The organism is Stenotrophomonas sp. 63632_Sma, from assembly GCF_056482875.1.
Genome location: NZ_CM151220.1, coordinates 4,676,307 through 4,694,930, shown reverse-complemented (window position 1 = coordinate 4,694,930; position 18,624 = coordinate 4,676,307). Strand labels below are relative to the sequence as shown.

The window sequence follows — 18,624 nt, the reverse complement described above, 5'->3', positions numbered from 1 at the left end:
CCCATGCAAACCGAATATCTGCTCATTGGCGGCCTTCTATTGGCCGTGCTCATCCTGCAGCTGGTCGCCCTGCTGCGCCGCCCGCCGCATGACCGCCTGGAACAGGCGGTGCGCGAGGAGGCGCGGGCCGGGCGCAGCGAGCTGCGCGAACAGCTCGATGGCTTCGCCCGCGCGCTGACCGATCTGTCCACCCGCACCGACCAGCGCCTCGACCTGCTGCGCGAAGCGCTGGGCGAAGATGCCCGCAAGGCGCGCGCCGAAGCGGCCGAGAGCCAGCAGCGCGGCGCGGCGTTGATGGGACAGCGGCTGCAGGAGCTGCGCGGCCAGCTGGAGACCTTCGGCCAGCAGCAGGAAGCCCGCATCCATGCGTTTGGCCAGCAGCTGCAGGAGCTCACCGGGCGTACCGATACCCAGCTCGGCGCGCTGCGGCAGACCCTGGTGGACGATGCACGCAAGGGCCGCGAGGAGGGCGCGCAGTCGCAGCAGCGCCTGACTGAAAGCCTTGGCCTGCGCCTGCAGGAACTGACCCAGCGCAACGAGCAGCGCATCGCCGAGATGCGCACGACGCTGGAAGAGCAGCTGCGCGCGCTGCAGAGCGACAATGCGCAGAAGCTGGAACAGATGCGCGTGACGGTGGATGAGAAGTTGCAGTCCACCCTGGAAACACGCCTTGGCCAGTCCTTCAAACTGGTCTCGGAGCGCCTGGAGCAGGTGCAGCGCGGCCTCGGCGAGATGCAGCAGCTGGCCACCGGCGTGGGTGACCTCAAGCGCGTGCTGACCAACGTCAAGACGCGCGGCAGCTGGGGTGAAGTACAGCTGGAGAACATCCTCGAGCAGACCCTGATCCAGGAGCAGTACGCGCGCGGGGTGAAGGTACGCCCGGATAGTGGCGAAATGGTCGACATCGCCGTGCGCCTGCCGGGCCGCAGCAGCGATGACACGCCGGTGTGGCTGCCGATCGACTCCAAGTTCCCACGCGAAGACTACGAGCGCCTGCTGGACGCACAGGAGCAGGGTGACGCCGAACTGGTACGCGTGCAGGGTGCGCAGCTGGAGCGTGCGGTGAAGGTGCAGGCCAAGTCGATCTGCGAGAAGTACATCGTGCCGCCGCACACCACCGACTTCGCGGTGATGTTCCTGCCTACCGAAGGCCTGTATGCCGAGGTGATCCGGCGCCCCGGCCTGGTCGATCTGCTGCAGCGCGACCACCGCGTGGTGGTCGCCGGGCCGACCACGATCACCGCACTGCTCAACAGCCTGCAGATGGGCTTCCGCACGCTGGCCATCGAGAAGCGGTCCAGCGAGGTGTGGAGCCTGCTGGGTGCGGTGAAGACCGAGTTCGGCAAGTTCGGCGATGTGCTGGACAACGTGAAGGCCAAGCTGGACCAGGCCAGCAAGCAGATCGACCAGACCGGGGTGCGCACCCGCGCGATCGCCCGCAAGCTGAGGGATGTCGAGTCGCTGCCGGTTGAGCAGAGCCGCCAGTTGCTGCCGGACGCGCTGCCAGCAGAGGAAGGCAGTGACGGCGACGAGGCCTGAGCCACGCTGACACGCCGCCTGCATCGCCGATGCGTATGCTGGCGGCCTGTCCGCCTCGATCAGGTATCGTCATGCGCCTGCGCCGCTTCACCAGCCTTGTCCTGACCGCGCTGCTTGCCGCCTGCAGCAGCGCACCACCGGCTGCCGATACGACCGCGGCACCTGCCGCAGCCACCAGCCCTGAAGCGGCCGAGGCGTATCGCGAAGCGCGCGACGTCGACTGCCAGGCCGCCGGTGGCACCCTGCAGCGGCTGGGCCGGCTGCAGCGCGAGCAGTGCGTGATTCCCTATGCCGATGCCGGCAAGGCCTGCAGCCGCAAAAGCGACTGCACGGGCCAGTGCCTGGCCGGTCCCGAGGTGGCCGCTGGCAGCGCCGCTACCGGTACCTGCCAGCGCGATGTGCGCCAGAACTTCGGCTGCCGCCAGCGCATTGATGACGGCAAGGCGCAGGGCACGATCTGCGTGGACTGATCGTAGTGCCGGCCGCTGGCCGGCAACCGCATGAACCCTTGCGAACGGTCGCACGATTGCCGGCCAGCGGCCGGCAATACCGCCATCGCGCGGCGCTATGCTGGTGGGCCATTCCCCGCTGTTGCCGGAGCCCCCGCGTGAGCACCCCGATCCAGGACATTTCCCTCACCACCATCGACGGCCAGCCGTCCTCGCTTGCCGACTACCAGGGCAAGGTACTGCTGCTGGTCAACGTCGCCTCCAAGTGCGGCCTGACCCCGCAGTACGAAGGCCTGCAGGCGCTGTATGCGGAAAAGCACGCGCAGGGTCTGGAAGTACTGGGCTTCCCCGCCAACAACTTCCTCGGCCAGGAGCCGGGCAGCGAGGCAGAGATCCAGCAGTTCTGCCAGCTCACCTACGACGTCAGCTTCCCGATGTTCTCCAAGATCAGCGTGGCCGGTGACGATACCCATCCGCTGTACCAGCAGCTGACCGCCGCCCAGCCGCAGTCGATCGGCGAAGGCCCGCTGCGTGAGCGCCTGGCCAGCAAGGAGATCCCGATCCACGCAGCACCGGCGGTGCTGTGGAACTTCGAGAAGTTCCTGGTTGGCCGCGACGGCAAGGTCATCGCGCGTTTCGCCCCGGACGTGGCTGCCGATGACGCGCGCCTGCGCGAGGCCATCGAGGCAGCGCTGGCAGCCTGAGGAAAGCGTGCCAACCAAGGTTGGCACCTACCGGAAAAGAAAAACCCCGCCGAGGCGGGGTTTTTCATGCGCTGCAGGCCGGACTCAGTGCGTCCACTGCGGCATCGGCATCGCATCGACCGGGATCGGCGAATTGGCATCGTCATGGCCACGGTCGCGCTTGCTGCGCAGATCGTTCTCGATCTGGTAGTTGCGGCGCTGCATCCACGCATCGCGTACCAGCGAGTACTCGTCCACGGCGGTGTCACGCAGGTCGTCGATCGCCAGCAGCTGCGCGCGGGTATCGACCAGCTGCATGCCCTGCAGGCCGATGCGGATCTTGTCCTCTTCGATGCGGCGGATCGGCGACAGCGGAATGTCACCGGCCAGGCCGAACACATCGCGCACGGTGCGAGGGCCGAAGAACGGCAGTTCCACGTAACGCGAACGACGCCAGCCCCAGGCACCCAGGGTCTGCCCGAAGTCCTCATTGCGACGCGGCACCATCGCCTTGCTGGCCGGATCGAACAGGCCGCCGATACCCAGCGTGCTGTTCATCAGGAAGCGGCCGAGGCTGTCCCACGCATCGGCACCGCGGCCCTGCAGCAGCTGGTTGGTGATGGTCACCGGTGCGCGCAGGTTGCTGAAGAAGTTGCTGACGCCGGTGCGGGCGAAGCGCGGCACCACGTGGGTGTAGGCCGTGGCCAGCGGGCGGGCGATGCCACGGTCAACCGCGTTGTTGAACGTGTGCACCTTGCGGTTGAACGGTTCCCACGGATCGTAGGCTGCCGCGCTGCCAGTGTTGCCGGCACCGCCGTAGAGGGCATCGAAGTCGTCGTCACCACCGGGGGCGGTCGCCGCCGCGGCCCTGGCCGCATCGGTGTCGGCGCTGCGGGCCGGTGCGGATGGCGGCGTGGCCGGCGCAGGTGCGGCAACCACGGCTGTTGCCGGTGCGGCATCGACCGTAGCGGTATCGGCGGTGGCGGCAGAGGCCTCGGCGATGGTGCTGGCCGGGACCACGGTGCTGGCTGCGGGCGCATCGCTGCGTGCGGGCTTGCCGGCGCAGGCGGTCAGGGCGGTGGCCAGGACGATCAGGGGGAAAGTGCGTACGACGTTCATGTCAGCTCGCAGCAGAAGTAGCGTTGAAATCCAGGTCGGGCGACAGCCGGTAGGCTGCGCTCAGCTCGTTGTAGCCGGCCGGCGCGCCGGAGACTGCCAGCGGGTGACCGCTCTTGCGCGCACGTGCGGCCAGCTCGGCCAGCAGCGCCAGGCCGGCGCTGTCCACGCGTTCGACCTCACCCAGCTCCAGCCGTGACAGCTTTGCCGGCAGGGCCTGCAGCTGCGGCCACAGCGCGATCACCGCGGCACGGTCGAGCACCCCGCGCAGGCGCAGGGTGTCGCCTTCCAGCAGCGCCAGTGCGTTACTTGCCATTGCCCGCGGGCCCGGCCTGCATGCTGCCGCTGTGCAGTTCGTTGGCCACCTGCTTGATGCCCTTCTGGCGCAGCGGGGTGTCGAACTGGTTGCGGAAGGTCTGCACGTAGGAAATGCCTTCGATGTTGACGTCGAAGATCTTCCACTGGCCGTTCACGTTGCGCATCCAGTACTCGACCGGGGTCGGTTCGTTGCCGGCGCGCACCAGTTCGGTGCTCACGCGCACGCCACGATTGCCCGGCAGCGGGCTCTCACCCTTCAGGCGGAAGCTCGGCTTGCCCTGGATGTTGAGCAGGGTGGAGCCGTAGCGCTGCATCAGGCTGTCGGCCATGGCATCGGCGAACAGCTTGATGTCGGCGTCGGAGGCGCCGCGGGCGTGCGGGCCCAGCACCAGGCGCGCGGCGTAGTCGCGGTCGAAGGTGCGGGTCAGCTCGCTGTCGATGTAGCTGCGCAGGCTGGCCGGGTTGCTGGTGAACTCGCTCTTGCGCTGCTGCAGCGTGGACAGGATGCGGCTGCTGGCATCGATCACCACCTTGCCGGCCTGGCTTTGCGTTGCGGCAGCGGCAGGCGCAGCGGCCTGGGCCTGGGCCAGGAACGGGGTGGCCGCCAGCAGCGCCGAGGCGAGCAGGGCCGGGATCAGTTTCATCTTCATGGTTGCGGTTCCGTTGCAGGCGCCTGCGCGCCATCGTTGGGCTTCTGAGCAGCGCCGCCACCGGCACCGCCACTGAACATGTACTTGCCGACCAGCTGGATCAGGTCCACCGCTGGCTGGGTGAAGACGATCTCGTCACCGGCCTTCAGCACGTCCGGATCACCGCCCGGCTGCAGACCGATATAGCTCTCGCCGAGCAAACCGCTGGTGAAGATGCCGGCCGAGGTGTCCGCCGGCAGGTCCTTGACCTTGCTGTCCATGCGCAGGGTGACGATCGATTCGAACTTCACCGGGTCCAGGTCGATCGAAGCGACCTGGCCGACAGTGACGCCGCCGATCTTCACCGGTGCCTGCTTGCGCAGCTGGCCGACCTGGGAGAAGCGTGCCTTCAGGTCGTAGCCTTCGCTGCCCCAGCTCCAGCGCTGGTTGGTCGAGGCCACGGCCAGCACCATCAGCGAGGCCAGGGCCAGCAGCAGGAAGGCGCCGACGGAAAATTCGAGTCTGGGACCGCGGATGGCCATGTGGATTACCTGATCGAGTCGTTGTGGCCGCGCGCGCCTGCGCACCGCCGGTGGAGGGGTTAGGTGAACAACATTGCCGACAGCACGAAGTTGAACATCAGCACCAGCAGTGAAGCGTTGACCACCGCACGGGTGGTCGCCACCGAAGTGCCTTCAATGGTCGGCTCGGCGTGGAAACCCACATAGGCGGCAACCAGCGCGGCAGTGCCGCCGAAGATCGCCGACTTCAGCATTGCCACGCCGAAGTCGTCCCAGAAGTCCACGCTGTTGCGCAGCGCCGACCAGAACACGCCATTGTCCAGGCCCAGCACGTGCACCGCTTCGAAGTAGCTGGCACTGATTGCAAGCGAACAGAAGATGCCGGTCAGCAGCGGCACGGTCAGCACCGCCGCCCAGAAGCGCGGCGCCACCGCCTTGGCCACCGGGTCGATCGCCATCAGCTCCAGCGCCTTGATCTGGTCGGTGGCACGCATCAGGCCTAGCTCGGCGGCGATCGAGCTGCCAGCGCGGCCAATGAACAGCAGCGCGGTCAGCACCGGTGCCAGCTCGCGGTACAGCGAAAGCCCGAGCAGGGTCGACAGTGCGTCGGCCGCACCGAAGGTGGTCAGCGTGCGGTAGCCCTGCAGGGTCAGCACCAGGCCGACGAAGGCACCGCCGACGGCGATGATCGGCAGCGAGCGCGCACCGATCTTGTAGATCTCGCGGGTCAACTCGGCCAGGAAATCACGGGTCGGCAGCGAACCGCGCAGCACGGTCAGCGAGAACAGGCCGGCACGACCCAGCGAGCGGGTGGCTTGAACGAACGGCATCAGGCGACCCTCGCGCGCGGCGCGGCATCGAACGGGATGGGGCCATCGGGCTGGCCGTGCAGGAACTGCCGCAGCAGCGGGTCCTGGCTGGACTGCAGTGCCTCGGGCGTGCCCTGGAACACGATGCCGCCATTGGCGATCGCGATCACCTGGTCGCAGATCGGCAGGGTCTCGTGCACGTGGTGGCTGACGATGATGCTGGTCAGGCCCAGGCTGTGGTTGAGGCGCTGGATCAGGCTCATGATCACCCCCGAGGCGATCGGGTCCAGCCCGGTCAGCGGCTCGTCGTAGATCATCAGCGGCGGGTCCAGCGCCAGTGCACGGGCCAGCGCCACGCGGCGCGCCATGCCACCTGACAGCTCGCGCGGCCAGGCATCGGCGGCGGCCAGCAAGCCCACCGAATGCAGCTTCATCTGCACCAGCCGCCGCAGCACGGCGGTCGGCAGGCGGGTGTGCGTACGCAGCGGCAGCGCCACGTTTTCCGCCACGGTCAGGTCGGTCAGCAGGCCGTTGCCCTGCAGCAGCACGCCCACGCTCTTGCGCATTTCCAGCAGCGCGCCGCTGTCATGCGGAATCGGCTTGCCGAACAGGGTGACCTCGCCGGCGACCGGGCGCAGTTCGCCGGTCAGCGCCGCCATCAGGGTCGACTTGCCGCTGCCGGACGGACCCAGAACGGCGGTGATGCTGCCCTTGGGCACCTGCAGCGACACGTCGCGCAGGATCGTGCGTCCGCTCCGGTCGATGCGGACGTTGGATAACTGCACCAGACTGGAGGTGGAAGCCGACATGGGCACCATTAACGTTTTTTAGACATCGAAGGATCGGGCCCGTCGGCTGAACATAAGCAGACTGGACGGTGCAGTATTGTTGCACGACAAGCCTCGGCGGAGGCCGGGACAATCGCCTGGTGTCCCGGAACAATCCGTACCGCTCGCGGCCCAACCATTGAATACTGCCTGCTGTCCTGCACACTGTGCATGATGAGTGACCCAGGCAGCGATTTCCGCCTCTACCATTCCAACTCCCTGGACGTGCTGGCCGCGCTGCTGGCGCGCAATGTGCGTGCGCCCGTTCCTGGCCAGCCGCTGCTGGCACCGGAAGTGGTGCTGATCCCGCAGGTAGCGATGCGGCGTTGGCTGCAAGCGACACTGGCCGCCGAGTTCGGTGTGGCTGCGAACCTCGAATTCCTCACCCCGGGTGAGTTCGTGGCGCGCGCGCTGAAGGCCAACGTCAGCGGCGAGCAGGACGACCTGGACGCGGCCGGCCTGCATTGGAAGCTGTACCAGGCCCTGCGCGACCCGGCGTTGCTGGCGCAGCCACCGATGCGCGCGCTGCAGTCCTATCTTGCCGGCGATGACGCATTGAAGCCGTGGGCGCTGGCTGGCGAGCTGGCCTCGGTGTTCGAGAAGTACCAGGCGTGGCGCCGCGACTGGCTGCTGCGCTGGGCGGCCGGTGCCGATCCAGCCGATCCGCAGGCGATCCTGTGGCGCACCATCACCCACGGCCACGACTATCGCGCGCGCCGCATCCAGGAGTACCTGGACCGCTTCGAGGGTGCCGGTAAGCCGCTGCCGCAGGGCTTGCCGCTGCGCATGTCCGCGTTTGCGACGCTCAACATCTCGCCCGACGTGCTGCGGGTGATGGCCACCCAGGCACGTGTTGGCGAGCTGCACTTCTATATGCCCACCCCGGTGCAGTCGTACTGGGGCGATCTGCAGACCCTGGCCGAGCGCCTGCGCAGCGGCGCGCCCGATCCCTTCGGCGAAGCAGCCGGCGAGAACCGTCTGCTGGAAGCCTGGGGCGCGGCCGGGCGCGACTTCATGGCGGTGCTGGGCAGTTACGAGGTGGTGCATCCGGCCGGCGAAATCGCCGCCTATTCCGATCCGGAGGACGACACCCGGCCGACCCTGGACGAAGGCGGCCTGTCCGATAGCCTGCTGCATCGCCTGCAGCGCGATCTGTTCCACCGCCGCGCACTGCCCTCGGGTGAGCTGCGTGACGGGCTTCGCAGCGACGACCCCAGCCTGCAGGTACACGCCTGCCATACCCGCCTGCGCGAGTTGCAGGTGCTGCACGACCAGCTGCGCAGCCTGCTGCAGGACCCGCGCTTCGACCCGCCGCTGCAGGCGCGCGAGATCGCGGTGCTGGCGCCGGACATCGATCCCTACGTGCCGTACCTGGAAGCGGTGTTCGGCGGCCGTGGTGGCGAGGAGGAGCACATCCCCTATGCGCTGGCCGACAGCAGCCCGCTGGCCGGTGAACCGCTGGCTGATGTGTTCGTGCACCTGCTGGGCCTGCCGGTCTCGCGCTTTGGCCTGAATGAAGTGCTGGACCTGCTGGCCAGCGCGCCGCTGGCCGAAGCGGCCGGGCTGGAAGCGGTGGACTTCGACCGCCTGCATGGCTGGCTGCAGCAGGCCGGTGCACGCTGGGGCCTGGATGCGAAGCACCGCCACCAGCACCAGGCGCCGGCCGACGACGCCTACACCTGGCAGTTCGCGCTGGATCGCCTGGTGCTCGGCCATGCCACCGGCAGCGAGGCCGACCTGGCGGGTGTCGCACCGTGGATCGAACTGGAAGGCGGCGCGCTGGACGCGCTGGACCGGCTGCTGCGCCTGCTGCGCGTGCTGGCGATCTACCAGCGTCGCCTCGGCGAGCTGCTGACCCCGGCGCAATGGCGACAGCGCCTGCTGTCGTTGCTGGATGCACTGCTGCCCACCGCGCCGAGTTCACCCAACAGCCAGCGTGCCCTGGAGCGCCTGCGCAAGCTGCTCAACCAGTTCGCCGAGGATGCTGCCAAGGCCGGCTTCGCGGAAGGCGTGCCGCCGGAGGTGGTACGTGCGCACTTCGCCGGCGCGCTGGGCGAGGCCGATACGCGCGCACCGCTGCTGACCGGTGGCATCAGTTTCGGCCGCATGGTGCCGATGCGCCTGCTGCCGTTCCGGGTGATCTGCGTGCTGGGTCTCAATGATGGCGATTTCCCGCGCCGTGACCCGGCGGCCGGTCTCAACCAGCTCACCGCCGAACTGGACACGCCGCGCCGCCGACCGGGCGACCGCTCCACCCGCGAAGACGACCGTTTCCTGTTCCTGCAGCTGTTCGCCGCCGCGCAGGAGGTGTTCTACCTCAGCTACCTCGGTGCCGATCCGCGCGATGGCAGCGTGCGCGAGCCGTCGGTGCTGGTCAGTGAACTGATCGATGCCGCCGCCGCGTATCACCTCGATCGGCCTGCGGCGGTCCGCGACTTCACCGTGCGCCACGCACTGCAGCCGTTCTCACCGGCGGCGTTTGGTGATGGCGATCCGCGTCGCTTCAGCTATCGCCGCCAGTGGCATCCGGCGGCCGGTCGCCTCACTGGCCAGCGCGGTGGACTGCAGCCGTGGTTCGACGCACCGCTGCCACCGCCGCTCGACGATGCGGTGGAGGACGACGTCGCACTCGATACCCTGCGCCGTTTCCTGTGCGATCCGGCCGGGCAGTTCCTCGCGCAGTCGCTGGGCCTGCGCCTGGCCGACGATGTCGAGGAGGTCGATGACCTGGAACCGCTGGTGCTGTCATCGCGCGGCCCGGAAAAGCGCAGCGTGCAGGCGGCCGTGGTGCGCGCCACGCTCAGCGGCGATTCCGAGCCGCTGTATCCGCGACTGCGCGCGCGTGGACTGCTGCCGTCGGGTCCATTGGGCGAGCGCCAGTTCGAGGTGGAGCAGTTGAAGACGCGCCCGTATGCCAGTGCGCTGCTGGGCTGGATGCAGGGCGAACCGCTGGAAAGCCGTCGCTACGAAGTGGACATCGACGGCGTGCGCCTGCACGGCCGCGTGGCTGATCGGCATCCCGAAGGGCTGGTGCGCCTGCGCGCCGGTACCCTCAATGGCAATGCAGTGATCCGCCAGGGCCTGGACTGGCTGCTGGCCAACGCCGCCGGCGATGCGTTGCCGCTGGTGCAGTTCCACGATGGCGGTGACGCCGGTCCCGGCCCGCATGTGCTGCCAGCACTGAGCGCCCCCGCTGCACGCGCCGCGCTGCGTGCGCTGCTGCAATTGCGCCAGCGCGGCCTGCGTGAGCCGCTGCGCTTTGCCCCGTACACCGGCTGGGTGCTGTACAACGCGCCGGCAGAAAAACAGCGCAGCGAAGGCTGGAAGCAGTGGCATGGCAGCGACCGCAGCTGGGGTGAATCCAGCAGCGACGCCTGGCAGCTGCTGCTGCGCGGTGCCGACCCGTTTGCCACCGATGCCAGCTATGCCGAGCTGCTGCGCAACAGCCAGGTGGTCTTCAGCGCGGTGCGCGAAGGCCGCACTCTCGGTACCGAAACACGCCAGGAGGGCAACGCATGAACACCGCCATCGCTGATCAGGAAACCCAGCGTATGGCGGGCGATCCCTACCTGGCCCTGCCGCTGGACGGCATTCGCCTGATTGAAGCCAGCGCAGGCACCGGCAAGACCTTCACCCTGGCCACGTTGTTCACCCGACTGGTGGTGGAGCAGGGCCTGCGTATCGGCCAGATCCTGGCGGTGACCTTCACCGATGCGGCCACCCAGGAACTGCGCAAACGCATCCGCGAGCGCCTGGCGCTGGCCGCGCGCCTGGTCGATCTGGAACCGGCCGAGGGTGAAGCACCCGACGCGAGATTGACCCGCGACGTGCTGCAGCGTCATCTGCAGGGCGGCTCCGAGAGCGCCGCTGCACTGAAGCGCCGCCTGCAGGTGGCTGCCGACGAAATCGACCTGGCGTCCATCTTCACCATCCACGGCTTCTGCACCCGCGTGCTGCGCGAGCATGCGCTGGAAAGCGGCCACACCTTTGATCCGCCGGAACTGCTGGCCAGCGATCGTGAACTGCTGGAGGAGCTGGCCGCTGATCTGTGGCGGGTGCATGCCAATGACCCGGCCACGCTGGAGCCGCTGACCTGGCTGTGGTCCAACCCGGACGCGCTGGCCGCCGATCTGCGCGCGCTGCTGGGCACGCCGCCCCTGCACCCGTTGCCACAGCCGGTGACGCTGGCTGATCCACACCCGGCCTTGCAGGCCACCGCCGCCGAACTGCAGCAGGCGCTTCGCGAGCATGGCGAGCAGTTCTTCATCGACCTCTGCGATGCCGTCGACAACAAGTGGATCAACGGCGTGTCCTACAAGCTGGGCTGGCTGCACCCGCTAGGCCGACAGCTGCTGGCCTGGGCTGAGCGCGGCGACCCGCGCGAGATGCTGGCCAGCGAGCGCCTGCCGGCACTGCTGCCGGAGGTGCTGGCCGACAAGACCAACAAGAAATTCCCCGATCGCACGCCATCGTCGCCATTGCAGGCGCCGTTGGCGCGCTATGTCGCGCTGCTGGCCGAACGCGATGCCTGGTTGCGTGGTACCGCGTTGAACTTCCTGCACGCGCTTCGCGCAGAAGCCACGCAGCGCCTGCAGGCGCTGAAGCGCACGCGCCGGGTACAGACCTACGACGACCTGATCGATGGCGTGGCGTTGGCACTGGAAGGCCCGCAACGGTTGACGCTGGTGAAACAACTGCGTGCGCAGTACCGCATCGCGCTGGTCGATGAGTTCCAGGACACCGACGATCGCCAGTGGGGCATCTTCCACACCGTGTTCGGCGATTCGCCGGAGGTGCGTGAACTCGGCCTGCCACCGGCGCTGTTCCTGATCGGCGACCCCAAGCAGGCGATCTACGGCTTCCGCGGCGGTGATATCCACACCTACCTGAAGGCCAAGCAGGTGGCACAGCAGGCGCCGGTGCTGGACCAGAACTTCCGCTCGCGACCGGCTGTGCTGCGTGCGTTGCAGGCGCTGTACGACAACGGTGGCGAAGACGCCTTCCTCGAACGCGACATCCAGTTCGAGCCGGTGCGGCCCGGTGGCGTGCGCATCGACGAGGACTACCAGCGTGATGGCCATGCCGCCACGGCACTCACCCTGCGCGTGCTGCGCAGTGGCGGTGACAAGGCGATGAGTGCGGACGCCTCGCGTGATGCCGCGACCCAGGCCTGCGTGGCTGCGATTCACCAGATCCTGGTCGAGGCGCGTGCGGGCAATGCCGTGCTGCGTGGGCGCCCGGTTCAACCCGGTGATATCGCGGTGCTGGTGCGCTCGCATCGCGAGGCCACGCTGGTGCAGCGCGCGCTGGCGGCGGTCGGCATTCCCGCGGTGGCAGCCGGCAAGCAGAGCCTGTTCGCCACCGCTGAAGCGCGCGATCTTCGTGCGCTGCTGCTGGCGCTGCTGCAACCGGCTGACGAAGGCCGCCTGCGTGCAGCGTTGGCCACTGTCCTGCTCGGTCAACGCGCCAGCGCGATCGCGGCGATGGAGCGCGAGGGCGACCTGCAACGCGAGTTCCAGGCACAGCTGCTGAACTGGCGCGAGCGCTGGCAGCGCGGCGGACCGTTCGCGGTGATCGCCGATGTCTGTGCCGCACAGGGCGAACGCCTGCTGGCGCTGATCGACGGCGAGCGCCGCCTGACCAATTACCTGCAGCTGGGCGAACTGCTGCAGGAAGCCTCGGCGCAGGCGCTGGGCATGCACGGTCTGCTGGACTGGCTGCAGGGGCAGATGGCCAGCGCCGATCAGGATGACGAGCAACAGCTGCTGCGCCTGGAATCGGATGCGCGCCGGGTACAGATCATCACCCTGCACAAGAGCAAGGGCCTGGAGTATCCGCTGGTGTTCCTGCCCTTCGTCGGCATCGACGGCGGCGCACCGAACACCGCCTCGCACTGCACGGTGCACGTCGGTGGCCAGCGCCAGCTGCACTGGAAGCTGGACAAGGACGAGGCCTGGGAAGCGGCCAGCAACCAACGTGAGCGCGAGCAGCGGGCCGAGGATGCGCGCCTGCTGTATGTGGGACTGACCCGTGCCGAGCATGCGCTGTGGATCGCCGTGGGTGATCTGGCCGGGCTCGGCAAGACGCGGCTGGCGCCGCTGCTGGGTGACCTGCAGGCGCTGCGCGCGCACGCCGATGTGCACATCGATGACAGTGAGGCAGCGGCCGCGCTGCCGCAGCTGGCGGCCGAAGTGGAAGGTGACCTTCCGGCGGTGCGTGCCCTGACCCGGCGCGTCCCGCACGACTGGTGGGTGTACAGCTTCACCCAGCTGGCCCACGCCGATGCGGGTGTTGGCAACGATATCGAAGCGGCGGCCACCGAGTTGCCGGCACCGGCGGCCGACGAACCGGCCGGCCCGGAACTGCCGCTGGAACCGGCGCTGCCCGAACCCACCGTGGCCGCCGAAGACAGCGCGCCGATCGACCCGCGCTTCATGGGCAGTCGCTTCGGCAATGTGCTGCACGAGGCGATGGAGAACGTCGACTTCGCCGCATGGGGTGATTGGCAGCCAGGTCTGCAAGCCCCTGAGGGACAGGCCGAGGTACTGCGCAAGGCGCTGCACGACGAAGGCTATGCCGACGTCGACCTGGACGATGGCGTGGCGGTGCTGGTGCCGCTGGTCGGGCACACGTTGACCGTGCCGCTGCCCGAAGGCGGTGCGCTGCACAGCCTGGGTGAAGGCGAGCGTCGCGCGGAAATCGACTTCCATTTCGCCATCGAGCCGACCACGGTGCCGGCGCTGCTGCAGGTGCTGCATGCGCACGGTGTTTCCAGCACGCGACGCGGCTTCGGCCAGCGCCGCCGGTTGGAAGGGCTGATGACCGGCATGATCGACCTGACCTATGTGCGCGATGGGCGCTGGTACGTGCTCGACTACAAGTCCAACCGCCTGCCTGGTTACAGCCCGGACCTGCTGGCCATTGCCATGCGCCACAGCGAGTACGACCTGCAGGCGCTGATCTACACCGTGGCCCTGCATCGCTGGCTGCGTTTCCGCCTGGGTGCGGCCTACGACTACGAGCGCGACATGGGCGGCATCCGCTATCTGTTCTGCCGCGGCCTGGATGCCGCCGGCAACGGTGTGCATGTGGACCGCTTCCCGTTGGCGCTGGTGGATGCCCTGGATGCGTTGTTCGCCGGTGGCGAACAGGCCCAGGCCGAACTGGCTGCGCGTGCCCGCGGAGCCAGTGCATGAGCCTGCTGAAGGAACTGCACCAGAAGGGCCTGCTGCGCACCCTCGACCATGCACTGGCGACCAGCCTGCAGCGGCTGCGCGACGACACGCCCGAGAGCGTGGCGCTGGCGGCTGCGCTTGCGTCGCTGGCGGTATCGCAAGGCCATGCTGCGTTCGATCCGGCGCAACCGCAGCGGTTGCTGGAAGGCGTACCCGAGTGGCCTGCTGCGCAGGACTGGCTGGCGCAGCTGCGTGCGTCGCCCTGGGTGGCGACGCCCGAGCAGGCCGACGCCATCGCCGAGGATGCGCCGCTGGTGTTGGAGAACGGCCTGCTCTACCTGCGCCGCTATCGCGAGTACGAGCGTCAGCTGGCGGCTGGGCTGCAGCGCATCGGCCGGCATCCGCTGCCGGCGCCGGACATGGCAGCGTTGGCGCCTTTGTTCGCGCAGCTGTTCCCGCAGGCACTGGGCGGCGAAGATCATCAGGCACGCGCCGCCGGCGTGACCCTGCGCCATCCGCTGGCGCTGGTCACCGGCGGCCCCGGCACCGGCAAGACCACCACCATCGCGCGCCTGTTGCTGCTGCTGGCCGCGCAGGCCCGGCACGCCGGCCAGCCACTGCCCGAGGTGGCGCTGGCCGCGCCCACCGGGCGTGCCGCCGAGCGCATGGCCGAGAGCCTTCGCGTCGCCGTGCAACGGCTGCAGGAACAAGGACTGGACCCGGCGTTGTGCGCGGCGCTGCCCAGTACCGGCACCACCCTGCATCGCCTGCTCGGCGTGATTCCCGATTCACCGCGCTTCCGCCACCATGCCGACAATCCGCTGCCGGTGGATGTGGTGGTGGTCGATGAAGCCTCGATGATCGATCTGCCGATGATGGCCAAGCTGGTCGACGCGATCGCCAGCGGCACCCGGTTGATCCTGCTCGGCGATCCCGATCAGTTGCCCTCGGTCGAGGCCGGCGACGTGCTCAGCGCGATCCTGCGTGCCAGCGGTGATGGCATCGGTACCCGCGCTGATGACGCGCAGGCACTGCATGGTCTTCTGGCGCCGGCCATCTTGCAGCCGCAGGCCGCACCACGCGCCTTCGCCGGGCGCCGCGTGCAGCTGCAGCGCGGCTACCGGCAGAGCGATGCGCTGGATCTGGCACCGCTGGCCCACGCCGTGCGCGAGGGCGACAGCAGCACAGCATTGCAGCTGCTGCGCAGCGGTGAACTGGCCGGCGTGCATTTCCACGAAGGCGAGGCCGATCCGCTGCGTGGCCAGCGCGAGCACCTGCTGGGCCACTGGCGCGCACTGGCCGACGCGGCCGATCCAGTGCTTGCCCTGCAGCAGGCCGGGCGCCTGCGTGTGCTGACCGCCTTGCGCGAAGGCCCGCAGGGCGCACGCGGGCTCAACAGCCGCATCGAACAGCTGCTGGCCGGCAACACCCCCGGCTACTTCCAGGGTCGCCTGCTGCTGGTCACCGAGAACAGCTACCGTCATCGCCTGTTCAACGGCGATATCGGCATCTGCCTGCGCGATGGCAGCGGCGCGATGGTGGCCTGGTTCCCCGGCGACAGCGTCGACCAGCCGCGCGCCTTCCACCCGGCCGCACTGCCCGCGCATGAAAGCGCCTTCGCGATGACCGTGCACAAGGCGCAGGGTTCGGAGTTCGACGAAGTGTGGTTGCAGCTGCCGCGCCAGGACAGCCGCGTGCTGTCGCGCGAACTGGTCTACACCGGCCTGACCCGCGCCCGCCAGGTGCTGCATGTGGCCGGCAGCGCCGATGTGCTGCAGGCCGCATTGAAACGCCACGCCAGCCGATTGGGTGGTCTGGCCTGGCGACTGGGTGCGGAAGCGGTGGCCGAAGAGCCGGCGCGCATTGAACAGCCCATGGTGCAGGGCACGTTGTTCTGAAACGGGCGCGATGCGCCCCTGTAGAGTCGAGCCATGCTCGACTGCGCCGCAATAATGTAGAGCCGAGCCATGCTCGGCTGATGGGCCACGGAGTCGAGCATGGCTCGACTCTACAAAAGAGCGTCCTGATCGCTTCGGGGTTCATCCACGCATTGCGTGGATCTACGCGATCAGTACCAGGCCATCCGGGAACACGATCGCCGCTTCATCGGCACTCACATCGAAGAAGCCCACGCCGTGCTTCTCGGCCAGGTCCTGCACGCGGCCATGCGCGCGCTCGGCCACCGAATAGGCGAACGCGCCGTAGATCACCTGACTACCGATGCTGTACTCGGTCACCTCAGCACGATCATCGTCGTCATTGCTCAACGGCCCGTTCATTGGCGGAAATTCCTGTGCCATCTCCGCGAACCACGCCTGCAACGTGGGACTGCTGACCGCCGGGTCGTCGTACTCGTGGCGTTCGTTCCACTGCGTCTGCTTCTCGAACCAGGCGATGAAGGCCGCCGCCTCACGTGGAGCGGTGCTGGCCTCGAACACCATCATGTCGTAACTCATTGAACCGTCCTGTGGGCGTGGTGAAAGGCTGCCGGGCGTCGCCCGGCGCTAGTGCTCATTATCAGGCCGATGCAGTGTTGGCATCCGCCAGCCCCGGCGCCAACGCCTTCGCCTCCGGGAACAGCGCGAAGCGCAGGCCGATCAAGCCCATCAGCGCCTCGTCGCGCGCCTTGCAGGCGGCCACGCTGCCGACCCGGCCCAGCGAGGTATCCAGCCGCTCGCGCAGCGCCTCGGCCGCCACAATCGGTTTGCGCGCGGCGATCTGACGGCGGTAATGCACGGCGATTTCTTCCAGGATGTGCTCGACCGCTTCGCGGCTGCGCTCGGGCAGTTCCAGCCGTGCGCGACGCAACTGCAGGATGTTCAGGCCGATGCGCGCCTCGTTGAGCATGTCCACCGAGGCGATGTCGCTGCCCTCGGGCGTCGCTGCCAGGCGCGGTGCGAGCAGGCCCAGCAGGTCGAGCATGCGTGCGGCGAAGCGCTGCCGGTCCTGCTGGCCACGGCCTTCGGCGGCCTCGGCCAGCGTGGTCCAGCCCTGCCGCACCAGGCGGCGTGCGGTCCACTCGGCACCCACCGAACGGAACAGGCGGGTCATCACCACCGCAAAGCCAATGCCGATGAACATCGCAATCGACGAGTTGAGGAAGGTCTGGATGTTGGCGCTGTAGGTGTTCTGCAGGCTCAGCAGCGCGGCCAGGTTCACCGTCAACGGCAACGCGAACAATGCGCTCTTGGGGTGGTGCAGCATCAAGCCCAGCGGCAGGAACGCCACCGCCAGCACCAATGCCAGCAGGCCGAAGTCGTGCACCGCCGGGAACACGCCGAACAGGTACACGCCAGCCACCACCGAGGCGACCATCGCCCACACCAGGAACGACACCATGCTCGGTGCAGGGTCGTCCTGTGCAGCGAAGAATGCAGCGGTCACCGCGGCCATCATCGCGCCGTTGCCACCACCTTCCCAACCCAGCGCGATCCACAGCACGCAGTAGCTCATCAGCGCCACGCCGGCACTGAGCGCGGAGAACAGCGCCATGCCGTAGTCGACGTGCTTGTCGGCGGCCACGCGTTCGGTGCGGATGCGGTAGTGCGCGCGGTCCAGTGGCGCGGTGCCGTGGTCGATCGCGTGCTGCAGGGTGCGGCAGTCCTGCCACAGGTCCACCAGTTCCTCCAGGCGCAGCAGCAGGCTGGCCAGCTGCAGGTGCTGCAGGTCGCGGTCCACCTGCGGCTTCAGTGCGCTGATGCGCGCGCGCAGGCGGGCGTACTCGCTGGCGTTGGTCGGCCCGTCCAGCCAGTCATGGATATCGTCGACCAGTGCCGGCAGTCCTTCCGGCAGGGCCTGGCCATCGCTGCGCAGCGCGCTCAGGCGGTCGGCAATCGAGGACAGCACTGGCAACAGCAGCAGCATGCGCTCGCGCAGGCGCTCCATCGACACCGCCGAACCGGCATGGCGTGGATCATCACGGCGCAGGAACTCGATCAGCGCCTCGAACTGCACCAGGTCGGCGGCCAGCCGGTTGCGCGGCGCATGCGCGCGGCCACGTTCAAGGATCTGCCGGCACCACTGCGCGGCGTCCTCCATCCAGTTGCCGATGCGCGCGCGCAGCATCGGACGTACCGAGGCCGGGAACAGCAGCGACGCGAACAGCACCGCCACCACCGTGCCAAGGATGATCTCCTCGCTGCGTGCCACCACCGTGTCGAAGATGGTTTCCGGCGAGGTCACCGCCGGGAAGCCGATGAAGGCCGTCGTGTAACCGGCCAGCAGGAACGCGTAGCCGCGCGGGCCGCGGTTGAGCAGGGCCATGAACAGGCAGCCGGCCAGCCAGATCGACATTGCCGCGCTCAGCACCAGCGGCGATTCCACCAGCGCCGGCAGCACCAGCAGGGTGGCCAGGCCCGCCACCAGCGTACCGACGATGCGGTACACGCCCTTGGCGCGGGTCGGGCCCAGCAGCGGCTGGCTGACGATGTACACCGTGCCCATCGCCCAGTACGGGCGCGACAGGTTGCCGGCCATGGCGATGTACAGCGCGGCCACCGCGGCCAGGTAGGTCTTGATCGAGAACAGCCAGGCCTGGCGGTCGGTCAGCGCGTTCATG

14 protein-coding genes are annotated in these 18,624 nt (G+C 68.4%); 6 read left to right on the top strand and 8 right to left on the bottom strand.

Annotation, left to right across the window (positions count from 1 at the left end):
- Positions 1–3 precede the first annotated feature (3 nt).
- From ACZK45_RS21720 to ACZK45_RS21710, 3 genes are all read left to right on the top strand, one after another.
- Positions 4–1,539, top strand: coding sequence for a DNA recombination protein RmuC (locus ACZK45_RS21720; RefSeq protein WP_049400349.1), 1,536 nt, complete (start codon positions 4–6; stop codon positions 1,537–1,539).
- A 71-nt stretch (positions 1,540–1,610) separates the two neighbouring features.
- Positions 1,611–2,009: a hypothetical protein gene (locus ACZK45_RS21715; protein ID WP_478445253.1), complete on the top strand. Its 399-nt coding sequence runs from the start codon at positions 1,611–1,613 to the stop codon at positions 2,007–2,009.
- A 137-nt stretch (positions 2,010–2,146) separates the two neighbouring features.
- On the top strand, positions 2,147–2,692 hold the full coding sequence (locus tag ACZK45_RS21710; RefSeq protein WP_010487473.1) for a glutathione peroxidase: 546 nt from the start codon (positions 2,147–2,149) through the stop codon (positions 2,690–2,692).
- 84 nt (positions 2,693–2,776) lie between these two features.
- Here the strand turns inward: ACZK45_RS21710 and ACZK45_RS21705 are convergent, their stop codons facing one another.
- From ACZK45_RS21705 to ACZK45_RS21680, 6 genes are read right to left on the bottom strand one after another with little or no spacing between them, the layout of a single operon-like run.
- The gene (locus tag ACZK45_RS21705; protein ID WP_049420935.1) at positions 2,777–3,790 is read right to left on the bottom strand and encodes an MlaA family lipoprotein; all 1,014 of its coding nucleotides are present in this window, start codon (positions 3,788–3,790) and stop codon (positions 2,777–2,779) included.
- Between the two features lies 1 nt (position 3,791).
- Positions 3,792–4,103 carry an STAS domain-containing protein gene (locus ACZK45_RS21700; protein ID WP_032128488.1) on the bottom strand — a complete coding sequence of 104 codons (312 nt, stop codon included), beginning with the start codon at positions 4,101–4,103 and terminating at the stop codon, positions 3,792–3,794.
- Positions 4,093–4,755 carry an MlaC/ttg2D family ABC transporter substrate-binding protein gene (locus ACZK45_RS21695; RefSeq protein WP_010487479.1) on the bottom strand — a complete coding sequence of 221 codons (663 nt, stop codon included), beginning with the start codon at positions 4,753–4,755 and terminating at the stop codon, positions 4,093–4,095. Before ACZK45_RS21695 ends, ACZK45_RS21700 begins: the two co-directional genes overlap by 11 nt.
- The gene (mlaD, locus tag ACZK45_RS21690; protein WP_010487482.1) at positions 4,752–5,276 is read right to left on the bottom strand and encodes an outer membrane lipid asymmetry maintenance protein MlaD; all 525 of its coding nucleotides are present in this window, start codon (positions 5,274–5,276) and stop codon (positions 4,752–4,754) included. Before mlaD ends, ACZK45_RS21695 begins: the two co-directional genes overlap by 4 nt.
- Positions 5,277–5,335: 59 nt before the next feature.
- Positions 5,336–6,085, bottom strand: coding sequence for an MlaE family lipid ABC transporter permease subunit (locus tag ACZK45_RS21685; RefSeq protein ID WP_005414955.1), 750 nt, complete (start codon positions 6,083–6,085; stop codon positions 5,336–5,338).
- Positions 6,085–6,873: an ABC transporter ATP-binding protein gene (locus tag ACZK45_RS21680; protein WP_478445252.1), complete on the bottom strand. Its 789-nt coding sequence runs from the start codon at positions 6,871–6,873 to the stop codon at positions 6,085–6,087. The genes ACZK45_RS21685 and ACZK45_RS21680 overlap by 1 nt, the downstream gene beginning before the upstream one ends.
- Positions 6,874–7,062: 189 nt before the next feature.
- Here ACZK45_RS21680 and recC point away from each other — a divergent pair, with 189 nt between their 5' ends.
- From recC to recD, 3 genes are read left to right on the top strand one after another with little or no spacing between them, the layout of a single operon-like run.
- On the top strand, positions 7,063–10,410 hold the full coding sequence (gene recC / locus ACZK45_RS21675) for an exodeoxyribonuclease V subunit gamma (RefSeq protein ID WP_478445251.1): 3,348 nt from the start codon (positions 7,063–7,065) through the stop codon (positions 10,408–10,410).
- Entirely contained in the window at positions 10,407–14,087 is a 3,681-nt protein-coding gene (recB, locus tag ACZK45_RS21670; protein ID WP_478445250.1) for an exodeoxyribonuclease V subunit beta, read from the top strand. The genes recC and recB overlap by 4 nt, the downstream gene beginning before the upstream one ends.
- On the top strand, positions 14,084–15,964 hold the full coding sequence (gene recD, locus ACZK45_RS21665) for an exodeoxyribonuclease V subunit alpha (protein WP_478445249.1): 1,881 nt from the start codon (positions 14,084–14,086) through the stop codon (positions 15,962–15,964). Before recB ends, recD begins: the two co-directional genes overlap by 4 nt.
- A 162-nt stretch (positions 15,965–16,126) precedes the next feature.
- Here the strand turns inward: recD and ACZK45_RS21660 are convergent, their stop codons facing one another.
- Complete coding sequence (locus ACZK45_RS21660) at positions 16,127–16,522, bottom strand: hypothetical protein (RefSeq protein WP_125895899.1); 396 nt, start codon at positions 16,520–16,522, stop codon at positions 16,127–16,129.
- A gap of 61 nt (positions 16,523–16,583) precedes the next feature.
- Positions 16,584–18,623 (bottom strand): FUSC family protein, encoded by a 2,040-nt coding sequence (locus tag ACZK45_RS21655; RefSeq protein WP_049462913.1) that lies wholly within the window; start codon positions 18,621–18,623, stop codon positions 16,584–16,586.
- Position 18,624 lies beyond the last annotated feature (1 nt).

What these genes read in the sequence shown, in the direction of transcription:
- ACZK45_RS21720 (WP_049400349.1), top strand. Translation starts at nt 4, where the DNA reads ATGCAAACCGAATATCTGCTCATTGGCGGCCTTCTATTGGCCGTGCTC.
- ACZK45_RS21715 (WP_478445253.1), top strand. Translation starts at nt 1,611, where the DNA reads ATGCGCCTGCGCCGCTTCACCAGCCTTGTCCTGACCGCGCTGCTTGCC.
- ACZK45_RS21705 (WP_049420935.1), bottom strand. Translation starts at nt 3,790, where the DNA reads ATGAACGTCGTACGCACTTTCCCCCTGATCGTCCTGGCCACCGCCCTG.
- ACZK45_RS21700 (WP_032128488.1), bottom strand. Translation starts at nt 4,103, where the DNA reads ATGGCAAGTAACGCACTGGCGCTGCTGGAAGGCGACACCCTGCGCCTG.
- ACZK45_RS21695 (WP_010487479.1), bottom strand. Translation starts at nt 4,755, where the DNA reads ATGAAGATGAAACTGATCCCGGCCCTGCTCGCCTCGGCGCTGCTGGCG.
- mlaD (WP_010487482.1), bottom strand. Translation starts at nt 5,276, where the DNA reads ATGGCCATCCGCGGTCCCAGACTCGAATTTTCCGTCGGCGCCTTCCTG.
- ACZK45_RS21685 (WP_005414955.1), bottom strand. Translation starts at nt 6,085, where the DNA reads ATGCCGTTCGTTCAAGCCACCCGCTCGCTGGGTCGTGCCGGCCTGTTC.
- ACZK45_RS21680 (WP_478445252.1), bottom strand. Translation starts at nt 6,873, where the DNA reads ATGTCGGCTTCCACCTCCAGTCTGGTGCAGTTATCCAACGTCCGCATC.
- recC (WP_478445251.1), top strand. Translation starts at nt 7,063, where the DNA reads ATGATGAGTGACCCAGGCAGCGATTTCCGCCTCTACCATTCCAACTCC.
- recB (WP_478445250.1), top strand. Translation starts at nt 10,407, where the DNA reads ATGAACACCGCCATCGCTGATCAGGAAACCCAGCGTATGGCGGGCGAT.
- recD (WP_478445249.1), top strand. Translation starts at nt 14,084, where the DNA reads ATGAGCCTGCTGAAGGAACTGCACCAGAAGGGCCTGCTGCGCACCCTC.
- ACZK45_RS21660 (WP_125895899.1), bottom strand. Translation starts at nt 16,522, where the DNA reads ATGAGTTACGACATGATGGTGTTCGAGGCCAGCACCGCTCCACGTGAG.
- ACZK45_RS21655 (WP_049462913.1), bottom strand. Translation starts at nt 18,623, where the DNA reads ATGAACGCGCTGACCGACCGCCAGGCCTGGCTGTTCTCGATCAAGACC.